The 19,458-nt window shown below is 38.3% G+C and carries 20 protein-coding genes and 1 tRNA gene; 16 read left to right on the top strand and 5 right to left on the bottom strand.

Going from position 1 to position 19,458, the window contains the following annotated elements:
• Positions 1–24: 24 nt before the first annotated feature.
• The 5 genes from pstB (at position 25) to I6F10_RS10470 (ending at position 4,745) form a co-directional block, all read left to right on the top strand.
• Positions 25–852, top strand: coding sequence for a phosphate ABC transporter ATP-binding protein PstB (gene pstB, locus I6F10_RS10490; RefSeq protein ID WP_007586464.1), 828 nt, complete (start codon positions 25–27; stop codon positions 850–852).
• 46 nt (positions 853–898) lie between these two features.
• Positions 899–1,600 (top strand): phosphate signaling complex protein PhoU, encoded by a 702-nt coding sequence (gene phoU, locus I6F10_RS10485; protein WP_007586465.1) that lies wholly within the window; start codon positions 899–901, stop codon positions 1,598–1,600.
• A gap of 150 nt (positions 1,601–1,750) precedes the next feature.
• Entirely contained in the window at positions 1,751–2,428 is a 678-nt protein-coding gene (locus tag I6F10_RS10480) for a TIGR00153 family protein (RefSeq protein WP_024600191.1), read from the top strand.
• A 39-nt stretch (positions 2,429–2,467) separates the two neighbouring features.
• Positions 2,468–3,736 (top strand): inorganic phosphate transporter, encoded by a 1,269-nt coding sequence (locus tag I6F10_RS10475; RefSeq protein WP_007586466.1) that lies wholly within the window; start codon positions 2,468–2,470, stop codon positions 3,734–3,736.
• A gap of 82 nt (positions 3,737–3,818) precedes the next feature.
• The gene (locus I6F10_RS10470; RefSeq protein ID WP_024600190.1) at positions 3,819–4,745 is read left to right on the top strand and encodes a hydrogen peroxide-inducible genes activator; all 927 of its coding nucleotides are present in this window, start codon (positions 3,819–3,821) and stop codon (positions 4,743–4,745) included.
• An 18-nt stretch (positions 4,746–4,763) separates the two neighbouring features.
• Here the strand turns inward: I6F10_RS10470 and I6F10_RS10465 are convergent, their stop codons facing one another.
• Together I6F10_RS10465 and I6F10_RS10460 are read right to left on the bottom strand one after the other, a co-directional pair.
• Positions 4,764–4,976, bottom strand: a complete 213-nt coding sequence (locus I6F10_RS10465) for a hypothetical protein (protein WP_002957835.1) — start codon at positions 4,974–4,976, stop codon at positions 4,764–4,766.
• Between the two features lie 181 nt (positions 4,977–5,157).
• A complete protein-coding gene (locus I6F10_RS10460) occupies positions 5,158–7,689 on the bottom strand; it encodes a two-component system response regulator (protein ID WP_197098796.1) in 2,532 nt (843 codons plus the stop codon).
• Between the two features lie 186 nt (positions 7,690–7,875).
• On the opposite strand from I6F10_RS10460, the gene queA reads away from it, so the two are divergent.
• The 6 genes from queA to I6F10_RS10430 all read left to right on the top strand — a co-directional run bounded on the left by queA (position 7,876) and on the right by I6F10_RS10430 (position 14,528).
• Positions 7,876–8,907, top strand: a complete 1,032-nt coding sequence (queA, locus tag I6F10_RS10455; protein WP_182194433.1) for a tRNA preQ1(34) S-adenosylmethionine ribosyltransferase-isomerase QueA — start codon at positions 7,876–7,878, stop codon at positions 8,905–8,907.
• A gap of 183 nt (positions 8,908–9,090) precedes the next feature.
• Entirely contained in the window at positions 9,091–10,218 is a 1,128-nt protein-coding gene (tgt, locus tag I6F10_RS10450; protein ID WP_002957831.1) for a tRNA guanosine(34) transglycosylase Tgt, read from the top strand.
• A 25-nt stretch (positions 10,219–10,243) separates the two neighbouring features.
• On the top strand, positions 10,244–10,579 hold the full coding sequence (gene yajC, locus I6F10_RS10445; protein WP_002957830.1) for a preprotein translocase subunit YajC: 336 nt from the start codon (positions 10,244–10,246) through the stop codon (positions 10,577–10,579).
• A 19-nt stretch (positions 10,580–10,598) separates the two neighbouring features.
• Positions 10,599–12,458: a protein translocase subunit SecD gene (gene secD, locus I6F10_RS10440; RefSeq protein ID WP_002957829.1), complete on the top strand. Its 1,860-nt coding sequence runs from the start codon at positions 10,599–10,601 to the stop codon at positions 12,456–12,458.
• Between the two features lie 9 nt (positions 12,459–12,467).
• Complete coding sequence (gene secF / locus I6F10_RS10435; protein ID WP_002957828.1) at positions 12,468–13,415, top strand: protein translocase subunit SecF; 948 nt, start codon at positions 12,468–12,470, stop codon at positions 13,413–13,415.
• Positions 13,416–13,718: 303 nt separating this feature from the next.
• On the top strand, positions 13,719–14,528 hold the full coding sequence (locus tag I6F10_RS10430) for a substrate-binding periplasmic protein (RefSeq protein ID WP_182194431.1): 810 nt from the start codon (positions 13,719–13,721) through the stop codon (positions 14,526–14,528).
• A 53-nt stretch (positions 14,529–14,581) separates the two neighbouring features.
• On the opposite strand, the gene suhB is transcribed toward I6F10_RS10430, so the two are convergent.
• Entirely contained in the window at positions 14,582–15,385 is an 804-nt protein-coding gene (gene suhB, locus I6F10_RS10425) for an inositol-1-monophosphatase (protein ID WP_002957826.1), read from the bottom strand.
• 243 nt (positions 15,386–15,628) lie between these two features.
• Here suhB and I6F10_RS10420 point away from each other — a divergent pair, with 243 nt between their 5' ends.
• Positions 15,629–16,045 carry a VOC family protein gene (locus I6F10_RS10420; protein WP_197098795.1) on the top strand — a complete coding sequence of 139 codons (417 nt, stop codon included), beginning with the start codon at positions 15,629–15,631 and terminating at the stop codon, positions 16,043–16,045.
• 38 nt (positions 16,046–16,083) lie between these two features.
• Here the strand turns inward: I6F10_RS10420 and I6F10_RS10415 are convergent, their stop codons facing one another.
• Complete coding sequence (locus I6F10_RS10415; protein WP_182194426.1) at positions 16,084–16,746, bottom strand: LiaF domain-containing protein; 663 nt, start codon at positions 16,744–16,746, stop codon at positions 16,084–16,086.
• 328 nt (positions 16,747–17,074) lie between these two features.
• Between I6F10_RS10415 and I6F10_RS10410 the strand changes: the two genes are divergently transcribed.
• The 4 genes from I6F10_RS10410 (at position 17,075) to I6F10_RS10395 (ending at position 19,078) form a co-directional block, all read left to right on the top strand.
• Positions 17,075–17,641 carry a BON domain-containing protein gene (locus tag I6F10_RS10410; RefSeq protein ID WP_101162740.1) on the top strand — a complete coding sequence of 189 codons (567 nt, stop codon included), beginning with the start codon at positions 17,075–17,077 and terminating at the stop codon, positions 17,639–17,641.
• Positions 17,642–17,713: 72 nt separating this feature from the next.
• Entirely contained in the window at positions 17,714–17,872 is a 159-nt protein-coding gene (locus I6F10_RS10405) for a YqaE/Pmp3 family membrane protein (RefSeq protein WP_002957822.1), read from the top strand.
• Between the two features lie 377 nt (positions 17,873–18,249).
• The gene (locus I6F10_RS10400; RefSeq protein ID WP_231619928.1) at positions 18,250–18,747 is read left to right on the top strand and encodes a hypothetical protein; all 498 of its coding nucleotides are present in this window, start codon (positions 18,250–18,252) and stop codon (positions 18,745–18,747) included.
• A 254-nt stretch (positions 18,748–19,001) separates the two neighbouring features.
• A tRNA-Ile gene (locus I6F10_RS10395) sits at positions 19,002–19,078 on the top strand.
• A gap of 189 nt (positions 19,079–19,267) precedes the next feature.
• Here the strand turns inward: I6F10_RS10395 and I6F10_RS20220 are convergent.
• A partial coding sequence (locus I6F10_RS20220; RefSeq protein ID WP_231619932.1) for a hypothetical protein occupies positions 19,268–19,458 on the bottom strand: 191 nt, incomplete at its 5' end.

The following is a 19,458-nucleotide window of genomic DNA, read 5'->3' as shown; positions in this document are numbered from 1 at the left end:
GTAAAGATTTTATAGGTAACAAAAATGATTACAGTCGCTCCAAAAGTAAACCAAGCTAATATAGGCCAGAAGTTAGACCTAGAAAATTTAACGGATGACCAAAAAGCGCTAGAGATTAAAGATCTCGATCTTTACTACGGTGATAAGCAAGCGCTTAATAAAGTAAATATGAACATTCCAAAAGGCCAAGTAACTGCGTTTATAGGACCATCAGGTTGTGGTAAATCAACTCTATTACGTTGTATTAACCGCATGAACGATTTGGTTGATATTTGTCGTATTGAAGGTGAAATATTACTTCACGGTCAAAACATTTACGATAAGAGCGTAGATGTAGCAGCACTTCGTCGTAATGTAGGTATGGTGTTTCAGCGTCCTAACCCATTTCCTAAATCAATTTATGAAAATGTGGTTTATGGCCTACGCTTACAAGGCATTAAAGAGAAGCGTAAGTTAGACGAAGTGGTAGAGCAATCACTTCGTGGTGCTGCTTTATGGGATGAAGTAAAAGATAGATTACACGATAGCGCGTTTGGCTTATCGGGTGGTCAGCAACAGCGTTTAGTTATTGCTCGCTCAATTGCAATTGAGCCTGAGGTACTTTTACTTGATGAACCAACATCAGCACTCGACCCAATTTCTACTTTGGTAATCGAAGAGCTAATAAACGATTTAAAAAACCAATTTACCGTTGTTATTGTTACTCATAACATGCAACAAGCGGCACGCGTATCTGATCAAACAGCCTTTATGTATATGGGCGAATTGATTGAGTACTCAGACACAAATACCTTATTTACTACACCAACGAAGAAAAAGACCGAAGATTACATTACCGGTCGTTACGGTTAATTAGTCCGTTATAGCGTGTTGTGCAAGATAAAGAGAGAAGGTAACTATGGAACATAATATTAATAAACATATTTCTGGGCGTTTTAACCAAGAGCTAGAAAATGTACGTAATCATGTATTAAGCATGGGTGGATTAGTTGAGCAGCAGTTAAATAGTGCGCTTGATGCGGTGAGTCGTAACGATGCTGAGCTTGCTCAAAAAGTACGTCAGAACGATTATAAAGTGAATGCTATGGAAGTAAGCATTGATGAAGAATGTACGCGTATTATTGCGCGTCGCCAGCCTGCAGCAAGCGACTTACGTTTAGTGATTGCAATTGCAAAAACAATTGCTGATTTAGAACGTATTGGCGATGAAGCTGAGCGAATTGCTAAAGTTGCACTAGACTCATTTACTAAAGATCAGCAAGATTTATTAGTAAATATTGAAAATATGGGCCGTCAAGTTTTAAAAATGCTACACGACGTACTAGATGCATTTGCGCGTATGGATGTGCAACGCGCATTTCAAGTACATAAAGAAGATGCAAAAGTTGACCGCGAATATGAAGCTATCACACGTCAAATAATGACTTACATGATGGAAGATCCACGCTCAATCCCTAAAATCATGGACTTAGTTTGGTCTGTTCGCTCATTAGAGCGTATTGGTGATCGCTGTCAGAACATTGCTGAATACATTATTTATTTTGTTAATGGCAAAGATATTCGCCATACATCTCAAGAAGATATAGAAAAATCACTATGATTTTTCATCCATCACGTATTTCTATTAAAGCGGCTTAGTGCCGCTTTGTGTATTGCAAGCTTTAGTGAAGTAATAAAAAGCGTTCACAATCTTGGTTAATACTGTAAAATTCATGCTGCAAAGCATATCAATTTGATTAAAGGGTCAGTTATGCCTACAAACGCGTTTTTAGGAGTATTTGCAAAATCTCCTATCAAACCAATGGAAGAACACATCAAGAAGGTTCATCAAGCAAGTAAAGCTTTGATACCTTTTTTTAATCACGTATTTAAAGAAGAGTGGGTACAGGCAGAAGAGCTTCGCATCACTATTCGCAATTTAGAACGTGAAGCTGATGATATGAAAAGAGATATACGTTTACAGTTACCGCGTGGTTTATTCATGCCGGTAGAGCGTACAGATCTTCTCGAATTAGTAACTCAACAAGATAAAATTGCCAATAAAGCGAAAGACATAGCTGGGCGAGTAATTGGTCGTGAAATGACCATACCAAAAGTTATGCAAACTGACTTTTTAGCTTACTTAACTCGTTGTGTAGATGCGACTAAACAAGCATCAAAGGCAATTAACGAGTTAGAAGAATTGTTAGAAACGGGTTTTAAAGGTCGAGAAGTCACCTTAGTAGAAAAAATGTTAGTTGAATTGGATGCCATAGAACAAGACACGGACGAAATGCAGATAAAAGTACGCCGCCAGCTACGTGATGTAGAGGGTGAGTTAAATCCAATTGATGTGATGTTTTTATACAAAATCATTGAATGGGTTGGCGAGCTTGCAGATATTGCAGAGCGCGTAGGATCACGTCTTGAGCTGATGTTAGCTCGTTAATTTAAAATCAGTTCAAACACGAAAGATTAAGGTTTTACAATGGATATCATTGCATCTTACGGCACGGTATTAATTTTAATTGCCGCAGCAGTCGGCTTTTTTATGGCTTATGGTATTGGCGCGAACGACGTAGCTAACGCCATGGGTACATCTGTAGGTTCAAAAGCACTTACAATCAAACAAGCAATTTTTATTGCGATGATTTTTGAATTTGCAGGCGCTTACTTAGCGGGTGGTGAGGTTACATCAACAATTCGTAAAGGAATTATTGATGCGGCACCGTTTGCAGATATTCCGGAGCTTATGGTTCTGGGTATGATTTCGTCTTTATTTGCAGCGGGTGCTTGGTTATTAATGGCCTCGTTCTTAGGTTGGCCAGTATCAACGACTCACTCAATCATTGGTGCAATCATTGGTTTTGCGTTAGTTGCAGTAGGTACTGAGGCGATTCAATGGGATAAAGTAGGTGGTATTGTTGGTAGTTGGATTATAACGCCCGCCATATCAGGCTTTATTGCATACTTAATATTTATGAGTGCACAAAAACTTATTTTCAATACAGATGCACCACTAAAAAATGCTAAACGCTATGTACCACTTTATATGGGTTTAGCAGGTTTTATAATGGCCTTGGTTACAATTAAAAAAGGCTTAAAGCATGTTGGTGTTGATTTAGGTGCAGCCGAAGGGTATGCCCTTGCAATCGCAGTTGCAGTAGTTGTTGCTATTATTGGTAAAATTGCTATTTCTCGTTTAAATATCGATCCAAAAGCAGATAAACAAATGCAGTTCAACAATGTTGAAAAAGTGTTTGCTGTTCTAATGGTATTAACAGCATGTTGTATGGCCTTTGCACATGGTTCTAACGACGTCGCTAATGCAATTGGTCCATTAGCTGCTGTTGTAAATATAGTTGAAAACAATGGTGAAATTGCTAAGAAAGCCGCTATTGCTTGGTGGATTCTACCTTTAGGTGGTTTTGGTATTGTTGCGGGTCTTGCTATTTTAGGCAAAAAAGTAATCAAAACGATTGGTGAAGGTATTACGCATTTAACACCTAGCCGTGGTTTTGCTGCTGAACTAGCCGCTGCTTCTACCGTTGTTATTGCATCAGGTACTGGTATGCCAATCTCTACTACTCAAACCTTAGTAGGTGCGGTACTAGGTGTAGGTATGGCACGTGGAATTGGTGCACTTAACATGGGTGTTATCAGAAACATCGTAGTTTCTTGGGTAATTACATTGCCAGTTGGCGCTGCCCTTGCTATTGTTATTTTCTACGTACTAAGAACCGCATTTGGGGTTTAACAAAAAAGTACTCAAAGACTTTTAGCTTGAAAAGATCTCAATGCCCTAGGTGTTGGGGTCTTTTTATTTGTGGAAAGAAAAAATGACTAACCTTCCAAGTATCAAACAGCTACAGTATTTATTAGCTGTTCATCAACATCAGCACTTTGGCAGAGCTGCCAGTGCCTGTTTTATTGGACAATCTACTTTAAGCAGTGCTATTCAAAATCTTGAAGAAACTTTGGGTTGCCAGCTTATTGAACGCGAAAATCGCAGCCTTATGTTTACCAGTATTGGTGAAGAAGTTGTTGAGCGCTCTCGTAAAATAATTAACGATACAATTAGTTTAAAAGAGCTCACTAAAAGCTTTTTAACACCACTGAGTGGTAAATTAACAGTGGGTGTTATACCTACAATTGCTAGCTTTATAGCGGCTCCTCTGTATCACTTTTGTAAAGAAACCTTTTGTGATTTAGAGCTGGTTTTAATAGAAGATACAAGTGATAAGCTATTGGATAAACTTGAGCATGGGCATATTGATTTAGCGCTACTTGCACTGCCATACGAAACCGATAAATTTCATACACAAGTATTGGCAAAAGATCAGTTTAGTTTAGTGCACCATAAGGATTACAGCGCTGCAAAGGGCGTAGTCGACTTTAATCTATTACCAGAGGCTAGCGTATTCTTACTCGAGCGTGAGCACTGTATGACAGGCCATGCGCTTAGTGCATGTCATTTAAATCGTGCTAGTTGTATTAACCCATTCGAAGCAGCAAGCTTGCATACATTATTGAGTATGGTTGAGCATCAGCTCGGGGTGACTTTTTTACCACAAATGGCGATTAACGCCGGAATTTTAGATAATAAAAATATGGTGGCTACACCATCACAAAGTGATGCATATAGAGATATTGGCATATTGTGGCGTAAAACTACGGGGCGGATCCGCGACTTTAAGTTATTTAGTCAACAGCTTGAGGTATTTTTAAAGCGTCAATGTAGTTTAGATTTTTCTAAATTAGAATAGGAAATGAATGAAAGCAGCCTATAAAGGCTGCTTTTGATTTTGAAGATGGCTTTCAAAAGGTTCAAGTTCGGGTAAAAATAGTAAATAAATCCATACCACTAAGTTAAAGTAAGGCACGCAGCCTAATACAGTAAAAACCTTAACTGGGTAGCCTTTAATATTTGCGTAACGATAACACTGATACGCGATTGCAAAATGTATAATCAGTAATAACATAACTAGCTGTGTCATACCTTTCTCCTTAAAAGCCCAAATAGCTTTGAAACCTAATACAAATATCAGTACTACGTCGCCAAAAGGTAATGTCATGTTTTTAAAGTGAAATGCATTAAAAGATACGACATTTTTCATTTGATACTGAAAGTATAGGCAAGAAAAGTAATATTGGTAGTAACAAATTGTTTAATTTTGTTTATTTTAGGCTAGCTTGTTGTTGGTAAAACGTTTTATTTTTTGAAATTTTTTCAAGTTCATCTTTTACTTTTTCAACAGGTATTGGGCGTGCAATAAAGTAGCCTTGTCCATAATCAACACCTATCTCTTTTAGTGCAAAAAATATCTCTTCGTTTTCAACGTACTCAGCTACAGAAAGCTTACCGAGAGACCGACTAATATCATTTATTGCTTTTACTAACGCTAAGTCTATAGGGTCATTAAGCATGCCACTTACAAATGAGCCATCAATTTTTACATGCTGTGCCGGAAGCTGCTTTAAATAATTAAATGTACTAAAGCCAGTTCCAAAATCATCGATAGAAAAATGACAGCCTAAGCTATTAAGCTTCTCGATCATTTTACGAGTGGCTTTTAAGTTATTAATACTCGCAGATTCAGTTATTTCAAAAATTATCCGCGAAGCGGGCACGTTATACTTTTCAAGATTTGATTCAATTAATGGCAGTAAGCGTTCATCTAAAAATGATTGTGCTGACAAATTGATAGCAACTTGGTTTAACTCTGGGTGCTTAGACACACAAGCAACGGCATTACGTATAACGCATTGATCCATCAAAAATGTGTCGTTAAGCATCTCTAAAGAGGGAATAAATTGATTTGGGTATACAAGTTCACCTTTGAGTTTTAAGCGTAAGAGCGCTTCAAAATAAGCAACTTTACACTCTTTAAAATCCCAAATAGGTTGGTAATGCAGTTCAATATTATCTTGCTGCAGTGCTTGGCGAATTTCGTGACCCCATTCAAGCCCAGTTTGAAGTGTATTGTTTTGGGCGTCCTCTTTTGAATAGCAATGTACTAAGTTACGCCCTAAATTTTTGGCAATATACAAAGCAATATCGGCTTGTTTTAAACATTCATTAGGGTCATTGTTTTGTGTCGTAATTTGAGTTAAACCGATAGAGCAGCTAATTGTGTATATCTGATCTTCTGATTTAAAAGCATGTTTTTCTATTGCGCTGCACACACCTTCAGCAATAAGGTGTGCATCCAGTAAATTCATATTGGTAAGTATGACTGCAAACTCATCGCCGCCTATTCGGCACACCAAATGGTCTTCGCCAATATTTGCTTTAAATAATTGCGCCACTTCTTTTAATACTATGTCACCTTGGTGGTGACCTTTGCTGTCGTTTATTATTTTAAAGTGATCGAGGTCAATATAAATAACAGCATGCTCTATACCATCATACGTGTATTTATCTTGGCATATTTTATTAAGCTGTTGATCAAAGTAATAACGGTTATGTAAACCAGTTAATGGGTCATGGTGTGCTAAATGACGTAGTTGGATCTCTGCTTGTTTACGTTCGTGTATGTTGTCGATAGTGGCGGTTATGGTCGCGTTATTACGACTATTTTTGATTAGCTGTAATCTGCATTCGACCCAAATTAAATTGCCATTTTTATGGGTGAGCTTTACTTCTATTTGTTGCTGTTGCTCGCCACCATGTAAAATGTCATTAATCGTATAATTTAGTCTTCCTTTATCTTCGTTATTACAATAAACGCTTAATGGGGTTTGTAGTGATGATTTAACACCAAAACCGCTTAATGTCTCCCATGCAGGGTTAATAAAACGAATATGCCCTTGCTGATCAAGCTCTAAAACAACCGTATTCAAATGCAATAAAATACGCTGATGAGCCGAAAATAACTCTTTGTAACGCACTTCGCTCACGCTAAGCTGCTCTACTTTGTAAGCAAACTCAGCATAACTCACCATAAAATCTTCACGTCGTGCGGCGTGGTCACACACTTTATTTAAAAATGAAGGGTCGTATGGGGCTCTAATAAAATCGGTAACACCAGAGAGCAAAAGCTGCTCAGCGTAATCAGCATCATCACTTTCTATAATCGTAACAATAGCTTGTTTAGAATTGTGCTGTAGTATTTCTTCAACGAGTACACTCGAGCTCCCTGCACTTAATGTAGTGGCATCGAGTAGCACAATTGAAAACTGCTGTTGGTTGTAAGCGTTGAGTGCTGCTTTAGCTGAGGTAACGTGAGTAATAGCAAAGTTTAACTTTAACTGTTCACTAATTTTGTCGGCCGTATTTTGAAGTGGCTCTAATAATAATAAGTTTAGCCGGCTACTTTTTTCTAAGTGAGTAGATAAAACATTCGCAAGTACTTGAGGGAGCATATCTTTGTGCTCAAACGGTAGCACAGCATCTATCCCATAGCTTCGGGCTGTTGTTTCGGCAATCCGCTCACAGTAAATTGGCGGAATAAGTAAGATTGGTGTGTTTTTTGGTGTTTTTAATAATCCTGAGCGGATCATCCTAGAAAAGCGCCAGCCATCAATTTTACCAACATTAATGCCCGTTATTATAATATCAACAGGGTGTTGTTTCAAAAGCTTTAAAGCTTGTTGGCTGTCTTGGGCATCAATAAAGGTAAATACATTTAAGCTCTCTAAAGTGCCCTTAATCGCGCGACGTTCAGCACTACTTGCGTTTAATATTAGCAATTTAAGCTGGTTTGGCACGAGTTGAACACCCCTAATATAACTTATAATAATTTAGCCGAATAAGAATAGTGACATTTAACCATAAGAACAAGAGAATTTAATGGCAAACACGCAAACAGACATTATAAGTTTGGCTGATTTCTTGAGCTTAATATCCGATACATATACACTTGGCGCGATTTTAAATGATGTGGATTACTAATTATGCGCGTGGCTGACTTTAGCTTTGACTTACCTGATGAATTAATAGCTCGTTTTCCTAAAGCGGACAGAACCAGCAGCCGTCTACTCACTTTAGATGGCCCAAGCGGAACTTTAGAACATAAAGTGTTTAGCGATATACTTGATCTAGTAAACGAAGGCGATTTATTGGTCTTTAACAATACACGCGTTATTCCAGCACGTATGTTTGGTCAAAAAGCTTCAGGCGGAAAAGTTGAAGTACTTGTAGAGCGGGTATTAGATGAGCATCGCGTACTTGCGCATGTACGGGCAAGCAAGTCGCTTAAGTTCGGTAACGAAGTTATTTTAGAAGGCAAAGCCAAGGCAATAATGGTTGCACGCCACGATACTTTATTTGAGCTTGAGTTCGATCATAGCCAAAACGTGTTAGATATACTTAATGATATTGGCCATATGCCACTGCCTCCTTATATTGACCGACCTGATACCGATGCTGACCGTGAGCGTTATCAAACTGTTTATGGTGAAAAACCAGGTGCAGTTGCAGCACCAACTGCAGGTCTACATTTTGACGATAAGTTAATGACAGCACTCAAAGATAAAGGCGTAAATATGGCTTTTGTTACGCTACACGTTGGCGCTGGTACTTTTCAGCCGGTACGAGTTGATAGTGTTGATGAGCATGTAATGCACTCAGAATACATAGAAGTACCTGATGACGTAGTTGCAGCTGTTGCGCAAACTAAAGCAAATGGTGGGCGTGTAATTGCGATAGGCACAACTTCAGTTCGCTCATTAGAGTCGGCTGCTAAAGTTCACGGCGGCAAGTTAGACACGTATTTTGGTGATACCGATATATTTATTTTTCCGGGTTATCAATTTAATGTTGTTGATGCCATGGTCACAAATTTTCACCTACCAGAATCAACGCTTATAATGTTAGTCAGCGCATTTAGCGGCCAAGACAATATTATGGGCGCTTACAATACTGCAATAGAGCAGCAGTACCGCTTTTTTAGTTATGGCGACGCGATGTTTTTAACACGTAAGTAACAAAATATTGTTTAATACTCAGTCGAATATATTAAAACCCCCAGCTTAGTTGCTGGGGTTTTTGTTTGCGGCAATTGGCAAAACTGAATTTATCGCAGCTAATAGTATTAGTGAGGCAAAAAGGGTAGAATCAGGCGGTTAAATTATAGCTTGTTGGACTGTTTTTCCGACATTGAGGATGATATGAAATTTGAATTAGATTGTACTGACGGAAAAGCGCGCCGCGGCCGCTTAATTTTTGACCGTGGTGTAATAGAAACACCTGCTTTTATGCCTGTTGGTACTTACGGTACTGTAAAAGGTATGACGCCAGATGAAGTTAAAGCCACTGGTGCGCAAATATGTTTAGGTAATACCTTTCATTTAATGCTTCGCCCAGGTACTGAGATCATTAAACAACATGGTGATTTACACGACTTTATGAATTGGGACTTCCCAATTTTAACTGACTCAGGCGGTTTTCAAGTATTTAGCTTAGGCGCAATGCGCAAAATCACTGAAGAAGGCGTTTTATTTCAATCTCCAGTAAATGGTGATGAAATTATGATGTCGCCTGAAAAGTCGATGGAAGTACAGCGCGACTTAGGCTCAGACATCGTTATGATTTTTGACGAGTGTACGCCATACCCAGCAACTGAAAAAGAAGCTAAAGATTCTATGGAGTTATCTCTTCGTTGGGCTAAGCGCTCAAAAGAAGGGCATGGCGATAATCCATCTGCTTTATTTGGTATTATCCAAGGTGGTATGTACCCAGAATTACGTGCACAATCACAAGCTGGTCTTGAAGAAATTGGTTTTGACGGTTATGCATTAGGCGGCCTATCAGTAGGTGAGCCTAAAAACGAAATGATGAATATCCTTGATCATTGTGCGTTTAAAATGCCAGAAGACAAGCCTCGTTACCTTATGGGTGTAGGCAAGCCAGAAGACTTAGTTGAGTCGGTTCGCCGTGGTATTGATATGTTTGACTGTGTTATGCCAACACGTAATGCGCGTAACGGCCATTTATTTATTACCACGGGTGTAGTAAAAATACGTAACGCAGTGCATAAAACAGATACAGGGCCACTTGACCCTGAGTGTGATTGCCATACGTGTAAAAACTATTCACGAGCTTATTTGCATCACCTTGATAAATGTAACGAAATTTTAGGTGCGCGACTAAACACAATTCATAACTTACGTTACTATCAACGTGTTATGGAAGGTTTACGTAATGCAATTAGCGAAGGTAAATTAGAAGAATTTGTACAAGATTTTTATGCTCGCCGAGGCCAAGATGTGCCAGAGTTAGCAGATATAAAAAATTAAACTTTAAAATTAAAGAGGAAGTATCATGAGTTTATTTATTTCAAATGCACACGCAGCAGCTGGTCAACCTGCGGCAGGCGGTGGTTGGGAAATGCTAATAATGTTAGCTATTTTCGGTTTGGTTTTTTACTTTTTAATCTACCGCCCACAAGCTAAGCGCGTTAAAGAGCACAAAAGCTTAATGAGTATGATGGCTAAAGGTGATGAAGTACTTACCCAAGGCGGTTTAGTGGGTAAAATTGTGAAAATTTCTGAAGAGAAAGATTTCATCGTTATCTCTTTAAACGAGCAAGCAGAAGTTACAGTACAAAAATCTGCAGTATCTGCAGTATTGCCAAAAGGCACAATGAAGTCGCTATAAAAATAATAAGGACGACCCCGTGTTAAACAAGTTTCCAGTTTGGAAGTATTTACTTGTTTTAGCTGTGGTAGCCATTGGCCTTTTATATGCCTCTCCAAACTTGTATGGTCGCGATCCGGCCATACAAGTTTCAGGTGCTAAAGGCGCTGATGTAGATCTCAGTGTTGTAGACAAAGTAAACGCAATCCTTAAAACAAATAATGTAACCGCTAAATCGACAATACTTGAAGATGGACAAATTTTAGTTCGTTTAAAAAATGTTGAAGAGCAGCTTAAAGCGCATGACTTACTGCGTGATTCGCTGAGCGATGATTACATTTCTGCTATTAATATGGCACCTGCTCAACCAGCTTGGTTAAAAGCGGTTGGTGGTAACCCTATGAAGCTAGGTCTTGATTTAAGTGGTGGCGTACATTTCACCATGGAAATCGACATGGCAACAGCGGTTGATAACCAGCTTGAGCAAATGGAACAAGATTTTCGCAGTGACCTGCGCGAAGAAAAACTACGTTATCGTAGTGTTCGCCGTGTAGCAGGCTCCGATCGTATGCGTGTAGAAATGCGTACCGAAGAAGACAAAAATGCTGCAGAGAGTTTCTTAGAAACTCGCTACCCGCTAAATGTCTACATTGATGACAGCAGTAACGATAAAGCATTTTTTGCGACAATGAGTGAGCAAAAACTCAAAGAAATTCGTGACTACGCTATCAAGCAAAATGAAACGATTATTCGTAACCGTATCAACCAAATTGGTGTTGCAGAGCCTAACGTACAACGCCAAGGTGCTGAGCGTATTATTGTTCAACTACCAGGTATTCAAGATACTGCACGTGCTAAAGAAATTTTAGGCGCGACAGCAACACTTGAATTTCGTGAAGTAGACGAAAACGCAGATATTAGCGCTGCAGCCCAAGGTCGTATCCCAGCGGGTACTGAAATGATCATGAGCCGCGACGGTTACCCTGTTGTACTTAAAAAGCGTATTATTTTAGAGGGTAGCCATATTACGGGCGCGCAATCTGGCGCTGATGAATACCAACGTCCGCAAGTAAGTATTACGCTAGATAGCAAAGGTGGGGCAAAAATGAATGCCTTTACCAAGCGTGCTATTGGTAAGCGTATGGCAACGGTATTCATTGAGTACAAGCCATCAGGTAAAAAAGATGCAGACGGTAAAGCGCTTCCGCCTATTAAGGTTGAAGAAGTTATTAACGTAGCAACGATTCAAGCCCGTCTTGATCGCTCGTTCCGTATTACTGGCATTGATAACCCAGCAGAAGCACATAACTTAAGTTTACTACTTCGTGCTGGTGCACTTGTAGCGCCAATTCAAATTGTTGAAGAGCGCACAGTAGGTCCAAGCTTAGGACAAGAAAATATTGAAGCGGGTATGACTGCGGTTGCACTTGGCTTTGCGTTTGTACTTGTGTTTATGCTTGTGTACTACAAAGGTTTTGGTATGGTTGCAAACCTTGCGCTTGCGGCTAACTTAGTACTAATTGTAGGTGTTATGTCTTTAATTCCGGGCGCTACACTTACGCTACCAGGTATTGCCGGTATTGTATTAACGGTAGGTATGGCGGTTGATGCTAACGTACTTATTTTTGAACGTATTCGTGAAGAGCTGGCCGATGGCCGTAGCCCTCAACAAGCGATTCATTTTGGTTACGATAGCGCATTTAGCACTATATTTGATGCCAACATCACGACACTAATTGCTGCCATTATACTGTTTGCAGTGGGCACTGGTCCGATTGCGGGCTTTGCAGTGACACTTGCGATTGGTATTTTAACTTCAATGTTTACAGCCATCGTTGGTACCCGTGCGGTAATCAACTTATTTGTTGGTGGTAAACGCATTGATAAACTTTCGATTTAAGGAGCAGACATGCAAATTTTAAGTTTGGGTAGTAGAACCCTTCGTTTCATGTCTCTTCGAAAAGTGGCTATGGGTTTCTCGACGCTACTAATTTTAGCGTCGTTTGCATCAATTTTTATCAAAGGCCTAAACTTTGGTTTAGATTTTACCGGCGGTACTGCGGTAGAAGTGGGTTTTTCACAACCGGCTGACCTTAAAAAAGTACGTGATGCACTAGCTGATAATGGTTTTGCTGATGCATCAGTGCAGCTATTTGGTTCAAGCCAAGAAATTTTAGTTCGCTTAGCACCACGCGGTAGCGATGTAAAAGCTGAAGTAATTGGTAACCAAGTAATCGATGCACTTAAAAAAGCAGACGACAGCGTAGTAATGCGCCGTATTGAATTTGTAGGCCCAAGTGTAGGTGAAGACTTAAAAGAGCAGGGTGGCCTTGCCATGTTAACTGCGCTTATTTGTATCTTAATCTACGTTGCGTTTCGTTTTGAATGGCGCTTTGCAGTAGGTGCGGTAGGTGCACTACTACACGATGTTATCATTACTGTGGGTTTATTTTCGGTATTAGGTTTAGAGTTTGATTTAACTATATTAGCGGCAATTCTTGCGGTAATTGGTTATTCACTCAATGATACGATTGTTGTATCAGACCGTATACGTGAAAACTTCCGTAAGGTACGCATTGACGATACGATAGAAATTATTGATATTTCACTTACGCAAACACTTAACCGTACACTTGTAACATCAATCACGACTATTTTAGTATTGATTGCCTTGTTTGCATGGGGCGGACAAACCATTCATGGTTTTGCAACTGCATTACTGTTTGGTGTGTTTATTGGTACTTATTCTTCGATTTATGTTGCAAGCTCTGTTGCTATAGCAATGGGCGTAAGCAAAGAAGATTTAATACCTGAAGTGATAGAAAAAGAAGGCGCAGACCAAGACGCTATGCCGTAATGGTTTTGTAACTACTTTAAAAAACCGCTCATTGGGCGGTTTTTTATTGCCTGTAATATATTTGTGCTCACGATTGTTTTAGCTTTACTGTGCAAGTATGAATAAACAGTGCTAACTTTGTAGAGCACGCCATGAGTGTAACGTCGTACTATGTATTTAAAATAAGTATTAATAGCGCGGTTATTAATCATAATATCGTCATCTTATATTTAGGCGCTGGAAGCTGTTTAGCTTAAATAACGCGATAATTTAAACTATTAATAATAACTGTTAAAACTACCGATAATAACTAGGGTGATAATTATGTTGCCATTAAAGTATTTGATTAACGTAGTAAGTTTGTTTGTATGCAGCGCTTTAGCGAGTGAGGTAAATATCGTAAATGTAGCGCAGGAGCAGCGTGTGCAATATGCTCGTGACGACTACCTTAACGAGCTATTAGAAAAAGCATTGGTGAGCGCACAATACCCTGCAGAGATTAACCCCGTTTTAATTCATCCCCATCAACAACGTACTTTAATAGCACTAGATACAAAAAATTTAGATTTATACTGGAGTATGAGCAGCCCCGAAAGAGAGTCTTTAGCTATTGCGATTAAAATCCCATTATTTAAAGGCTACATAGGTAAAAGGGCGCTATTAACAAGTAAGAACAGCATTGCTAGATTTAAAGGTGTTACTAGCTTAGAGCAGTTAGGTAGGCTTTCTGCGGTACAAGGTCATGATTGGCCTGATACAAAAATAATGGCGTTTAATGGCCTGCATATAAGGCCGTTTGCAAATTATCAGGCTATGTTTGCCTTAACAAGTGCAGGGCGTATTGATTACTTCCCACGTTCATTTATCGAGGTTAATTCAGAGCTAGCGGCAAATAAACAAAGTAACCTAGTGATAGTACCTAATTTATATATGAGTTATCCAACAGGGTTTTATTATTTTGTATCAAATAGTAAGCCAGAGCTTGCAGTGGCAATTAAAAAAGGGCTTGAGATAATGCAAGAAAATGGCGAGTTTGATGCTTTATTTGATGAATATTTCGCAAAAGATTTAAACTCGTTACCTTACGAAAAAGGTAAAACAATAGAGATTAAGCTCGATAACCCTTATTTTTAGGCACAAAAAAAGGAGCCTAGGCTCCTTTTTAGTATGCTATTAATAGCATTTAATTAGCGAAGTAACGACTCAGTTAATACTGGACGAATTTCGCGGATAATTGCTTGAGTCAGTTTTGGTGAACCACAGATAATATTGCCGCTGTGGTTATAGTTATTACCACCGGCGAAATCTACAACCATACCGCCCGCTTCTTTAACCATTAGTTCGCCCGCAGCAGAGTTCCAAGGTTTTAAACCAATTTCAAAAAATCCATCAACACGGCCAGCTGCAACGTATGCCATATCTAAAGCAGAACAACCTGCACGGCGAATATCAGCAGTGTGTACAAATAATGCTTTAAACGCTTCAGTGTATGCATCCATGTGGTTCTTGTTTTTGAAAGGGAAACCAGTAGCAAGTACAGTGCCTGCAAGAACCGTAGTTTTGCTAACGCGTAGACGTTTACTGTTTAACTGAGTGCCTTGACCGCGAGATGCAGTGAAAAGCTCACCACGAATTGGATCATAAATAACAGCTTGGTCTAAACGACCTTTAACTTTAAGTGCGATAGAAACCGCGTAATGAGGGATACCTTTGATGAAGTTAGTTGTTCCATCGATAGGATCTACAATCCATTGGTAATCATCATCCTTGCCTTTATGCTCACCTAGTTCTTCACCAACAATTGAGTGAGTAGGGTAAGACTGTAAAATAGTGTCACGAATTACGGCTTCGGCTTCTTTATCAATGTTAGTTACTAAGTCGTTAGCGCCTTTTTGTTGCACTTCAACTTTTGATAAATCTTCACTTGCGCGAAGTAAAATTTTGCCTGCGTTGCGCGCAGCGCGAACCGCAATGTTTAACATTGGATGCATGGTATTACCTTTGGGTTGTAAAAGAACGTTTATATATTTCAGCCGGCGTATTTTAGCGACTTTTGCCATAAAGTAAACAATAAACCCCAAATACTTGTGTTTGTTTTTTATACAAGATTGAAAAGTTTATATATTTTTAAAAAATAATTATCTGCATTTAAATAAATTAAATTTAAATAACACTTTACCTAAAGTTAACTTGAGGTTTTATCGTACTCCTAACTTAACTGATAGGATAACATTATGTATTTAGAGCACGTAAACTTAGTCGCGAGTGATATAGATAGTATGCTTACATTTTATCGCGCTGTATTTCCACATTGGTCGATTAGAAGTGAGGGCAGAGGCGATTGGCATGGAAAACCAAGACGCTGGGTACACTTTGGGGATGACACGCATTATATTGCGATAAGCGATCATGGTGAGGCTGAAAACAGAAGCTTATCGGGCCATCAAGTTGGTTTTGCACACTTTGCTTATGTAACTAATAATTTAAGCGCAGTAGTAATGCGCTTAAATAAAGCGGGTTTTACTCTAAGTAAGCAAGGTAGTGAGAACCCTTTTAGAAAGAATGTTTATTTTATTGACCCCGCAGGGTTTGAAGTAGAATTTGTAGAATATTTAAGTGATATCCCGAGTGAGCGAAATAACGATTTATAATAGGTTAACCACCGCAAAGTGCGGTGCTTAACGAGGCTTTATGAACGATTATTTCCAGCGCCAAGTTGTGTTTTTAGCTCATTAGCAAAGCTCATAAATTTTTCTTTAATTGTGCGCTTTATTTTTACTTCGACTGAGCCCATTACTGCCTTTCCTTCAATGTGAATAGTAGGACCTTGGCGTTTGTTAAGCGACACAGATTTATTTTCAAGGCTACTTAAAATACAAAACATTTTAGACACTACATTTACATGCTCTGGTACGTAAATCTCATCACTACCAAAAATACAGTTAACGTGAATAGTTACATTTTGATGCGCAAAAATGGCATCGGTAAAATCTAGCACCACCGATCCCATAAAGTTACTCAAATATATATTCTTTGGCACGACCCACTGACCGCTTCGCTCGTTAGAGCCTAAAATGCTGCGTAATGTAAAATCATCATCACTGTTTTGTTGTGCACTATAATGTGGTGTAAATTGCGATTGTTTTTCTGCTTTATATTGCTGATCAGTATTAAGTGTTAAATCTTCTACTAAGGCTAAAAGAGCTTCGTTATTAAGTGCATCCATCGCGTTATCTAAGCGTCTCTCAAATGCATCAACAGAAATCACCCCATGACTGTAATTATAAATTAATTGATCAATTACTTGTTCGCGTACTTGCTCTATTGGGCGGTCTTCGACTTTTACAGACATGGGGCATTCCTTATTATGTTTGCTATTAATACTGCTTCTGATGTTTATATGCAAAGCACGCACCAAATATAATAATCTTAATTATCAATGGTTTAATTTTTAATGGTGTTTTATGTTTTGTTATATTAACGATAGATTAACCAAAAATGCAATTATCTAGTTATTTTCACTATTTGAGAAAGTTTTACCGAGTAGCCTGTAAATAGTTACACAGCTATAGATAGTGCCTTATCCCAGGGTTACATCAAGTTATTGAAATATATATATAAATAAAGTTGGCCTAAAGCTCGCATTAGTTAAAGTGTCTTTAATCAAAAGGAGAAAGATTATGAAAACATTTAACAAATCTATTATCGCAGCTCTAGTTCTTGGTACTACGGCTATGGGTGCCCAAGCAAACAGCTGGGAAAACGAAAGTAAAGATGCTTGGATTGATGGTAAGGCAGAAACAGTTCTACTTATGAACACTAATCTAAACAACTTTGACATTAACACTGATGTAAAAAATGGCAAGGTAGTACTTACAGGTAAAGTTAATAGCGAGCTTGATAAAGAGCTAGCAGAAGAACTTGTACTTAGCCTAGATGGCGTATCTGATGTTGAAAACAGCCTTACCGTTGTTAAAAGCATGGACACAAAGGATAGAAGCAAAGACATGATGGACGATGATGATAACGACCTAACGGACGCTAAAATCACCACTGTAATCACAACTCGCTTCCTGTTTGATTCAGAAGTTGGTGGTACAGACATCGATGTTGATACCGACAATGGTATTGTAACTCTGAACGGTTCAGTAGAGTCTGAAGCTGAAAAACAACTAGCAGTTAAAATTGCTAAAAATGCTGAAGATGTTCGTGACGTAGTTGATAAACTAGCTATTGTTGCTGAATAATACAGTATAGTTAAGGCCCACTAACACTGGGCTTTACGCCTTTCTAATGCTTAATTTAAATGGAGTTTGATCATGGATATTATTCGTATAATACTTTCGGTTTTATTACCGCCATTAGGTGTGTTTTTGCAAGTTGGCTTAGGTATGCATTTTTGGTTAAATATTTTATTAACACTGCTAGGTTATTTCCCAGGTTTAATACATGCAATCTACATTATTGCGAAAAAATAATGACAGATTATATATTGTGTAAGCCGACTACTGAGGCCTAATGATACAATTGCCACAGTACTGTTCGGCTCACAATATTAGTTTTTAAATTAAATATTTTTTATCAAAATCTAATTTTTAATTTACTCAAACTAAGTGATTATTTCTTGTAACTCACTCCCAAAATTCCCTCAGCCAAACCATTGCTTACTTCAATTAAGCTTTCTAACTAACTGCAGTGTTCTGATTCTGTATTGATGCCAGTTAGGAAATCTTTAACATTAGTTTGTTTATATATCTACAATACGCGATTAATTACTCTATTATTTAGTGACAATATTACCATCACTTCTAGTGTTATCATTAAACCAAGCTTTTACGCATATTGAGGTAGTTAATTGAATATTCGACTTATAATGTCAGGCGTTGTGTCATTCGTTTTTTATTTTAGTTGGGCCTACTGGGCAAATAGCGCGGCAGACATTGCTAAATCGGTCACTCTTCAAGCTGCATTAGTGCAAGGTTTGTATAGTGGATTTGTAACGCTTTTTTTTACCTTTATTTTAGAAATGGTCGTCAACAAGTATAAGTTTAGTTATGTAACGCTTGCGTTCGTAACTCCAATTATTTGTATGTTTCATTCTAAAACACCACAAAACGTAGCAATACGACAAAGTTTTAATAATGCAATTAACTCTAGCGCCTCGTATTTAATTAATAAAAAAATAGCAGGCGTACTTTTTGCGCCTATTATTCCGATTACTGTCCAATCGAGCTTAGTAATTATGGTGAATGTAATTAATCAGACACCTAATTTGGCACTGACAGTAGCCCCAAGCATATTTTTTACAGCCTTGTATGCCTACACATATATGTCAGCTTTGCTTAAAAAGTAGAGCGTTAAATATAAAAGACTACATGTGGGAGGAGGTTTTTTATAATTTAATGCAGAGAATATCATGGGAAATATCTTGTATTTTATGCTTATACCCACTTAAAAGATTACTATTTAAGCAGTTAGCTTGTTGATTGTTAAAATAAAGGTTTTTGGTAGTGACAAGCACCTAAAAAGTTTTTATACTGCAACCCGCTTTAGTCGCTCTGTGACTGAACGCTTCAAAAATTAACTGCCTAGCAGTTATATAAAGTTGGCCCCTTAGCTCAGTTGGTTAGAGCACACGACTCATAATCGTTAGGTCCCCAGTTCGAGTCTGGGAGGGGCCACCACTTTTACAAACTTTCCAAAAAATACCTACTCAAATTATTTAAAGCTACATGAACTTAATATCGTGTAATTTATTATTCTTTATTTACCCCTAATAATAAATATAATTTAAATAAAGTTAATCCATAGATTAAGCTAAGCTTTCTTAAATTTGAAAGAGTGCGAATGCACTATTAAATTCCAGCGTTAGATCAGATGCTTTGCTTTAATAAGTGACAGTGTTTAGCATTTAATTTCAGAATTAAAAAAGCCCCGATTGGGTAATGCCAGTCAGTTAAGCTGACTGGCATCTTTCTTTTTATGGGGATACTTAGATGGTTTTGGCTTAACCCATCGGGGATATCTTCTATCCTCTCGTCTAGCTGGAAGCTTAAATAAGACC

It is taken from the genome of Pseudoalteromonas sp. SWYJZ98, assembly GCF_015864495.1.
In the GTDB taxonomy this organism is placed as follows: domain Bacteria; phylum Pseudomonadota; class Gammaproteobacteria; order Enterobacterales; family Alteromonadaceae; genus Pseudoalteromonas; species Pseudoalteromonas distincta.
Note: the sequence above shows the minus strand (reverse complement) of the source record. Positions and strands in the feature narration are given on the sequence as shown.

Bases quoted from the DNA above. Each gene is read 5' to 3' on its own strand.
- phoU (WP_007586465.1), top strand. From the start codon at position 899: ATGGAACATAATATTAATAAACATATTTCTGGGCGTTTTAACCAAGAG.
- I6F10_RS10420 (WP_197098795.1), top strand. From the start codon at position 15,629: ATGTATTTAGAGCACGTAAACTTAGTCGCGAGTGATATAGATAGTATG.
- I6F10_RS10470 (WP_024600190.1), top strand. From the start codon at position 3,819: ATGACTAACCTTCCAAGTATCAAACAGCTACAGTATTTATTAGCTGTT.
- suhB (WP_002957826.1), bottom strand. From the start codon at position 15,385: ATGCATCCAATGTTAAACATTGCGGTTCGCGCTGCGCGCAACGCAGGC.
- I6F10_RS10480 (WP_024600191.1), top strand. From the start codon at position 1,751: ATGCCTACAAACGCGTTTTTAGGAGTATTTGCAAAATCTCCTATCAAA.
- pstB (WP_007586464.1), top strand. From the start codon at position 25: ATGATTACAGTCGCTCCAAAAGTAAACCAAGCTAATATAGGCCAGAAG.
- yajC (WP_002957830.1), top strand. From the start codon at position 10,244: ATGAGTTTATTTATTTCAAATGCACACGCAGCAGCTGGTCAACCTGCG.
- I6F10_RS10475 (WP_007586466.1), top strand. From the start codon at position 2,468: ATGGATATCATTGCATCTTACGGCACGGTATTAATTTTAATTGCCGCA.
- queA (WP_182194433.1), top strand. From the start codon at position 7,876: ATGCGCGTGGCTGACTTTAGCTTTGACTTACCTGATGAATTAATAGCT.
- I6F10_RS10415 (WP_182194426.1), bottom strand. From the start codon at position 16,746: ATGTCTGTAAAAGTCGAAGACCGCCCAATAGAGCAAGTACGCGAACAA.
- secF (WP_002957828.1), top strand. From the start codon at position 12,468: ATGCAAATTTTAAGTTTGGGTAGTAGAACCCTTCGTTTCATGTCTCTT.
- I6F10_RS10410 (WP_101162740.1), top strand. From the start codon at position 17,075: ATGAAAACATTTAACAAATCTATTATCGCAGCTCTAGTTCTTGGTACT.
- I6F10_RS10430 (WP_182194431.1), top strand. From the start codon at position 13,719: ATGTTGCCATTAAAGTATTTGATTAACGTAGTAAGTTTGTTTGTATGC.
- tgt (WP_002957831.1), top strand. From the start codon at position 9,091: ATGAAATTTGAATTAGATTGTACTGACGGAAAAGCGCGCCGCGGCCGC.
- I6F10_RS10405 (WP_002957822.1), top strand. From the start codon at position 17,714: ATGGATATTATTCGTATAATACTTTCGGTTTTATTACCGCCATTAGGT.
- I6F10_RS10465 (WP_002957835.1), bottom strand. From the start codon at position 4,976: ATGACACAGCTAGTTATGTTATTACTGATTATACATTTTGCAATCGCG.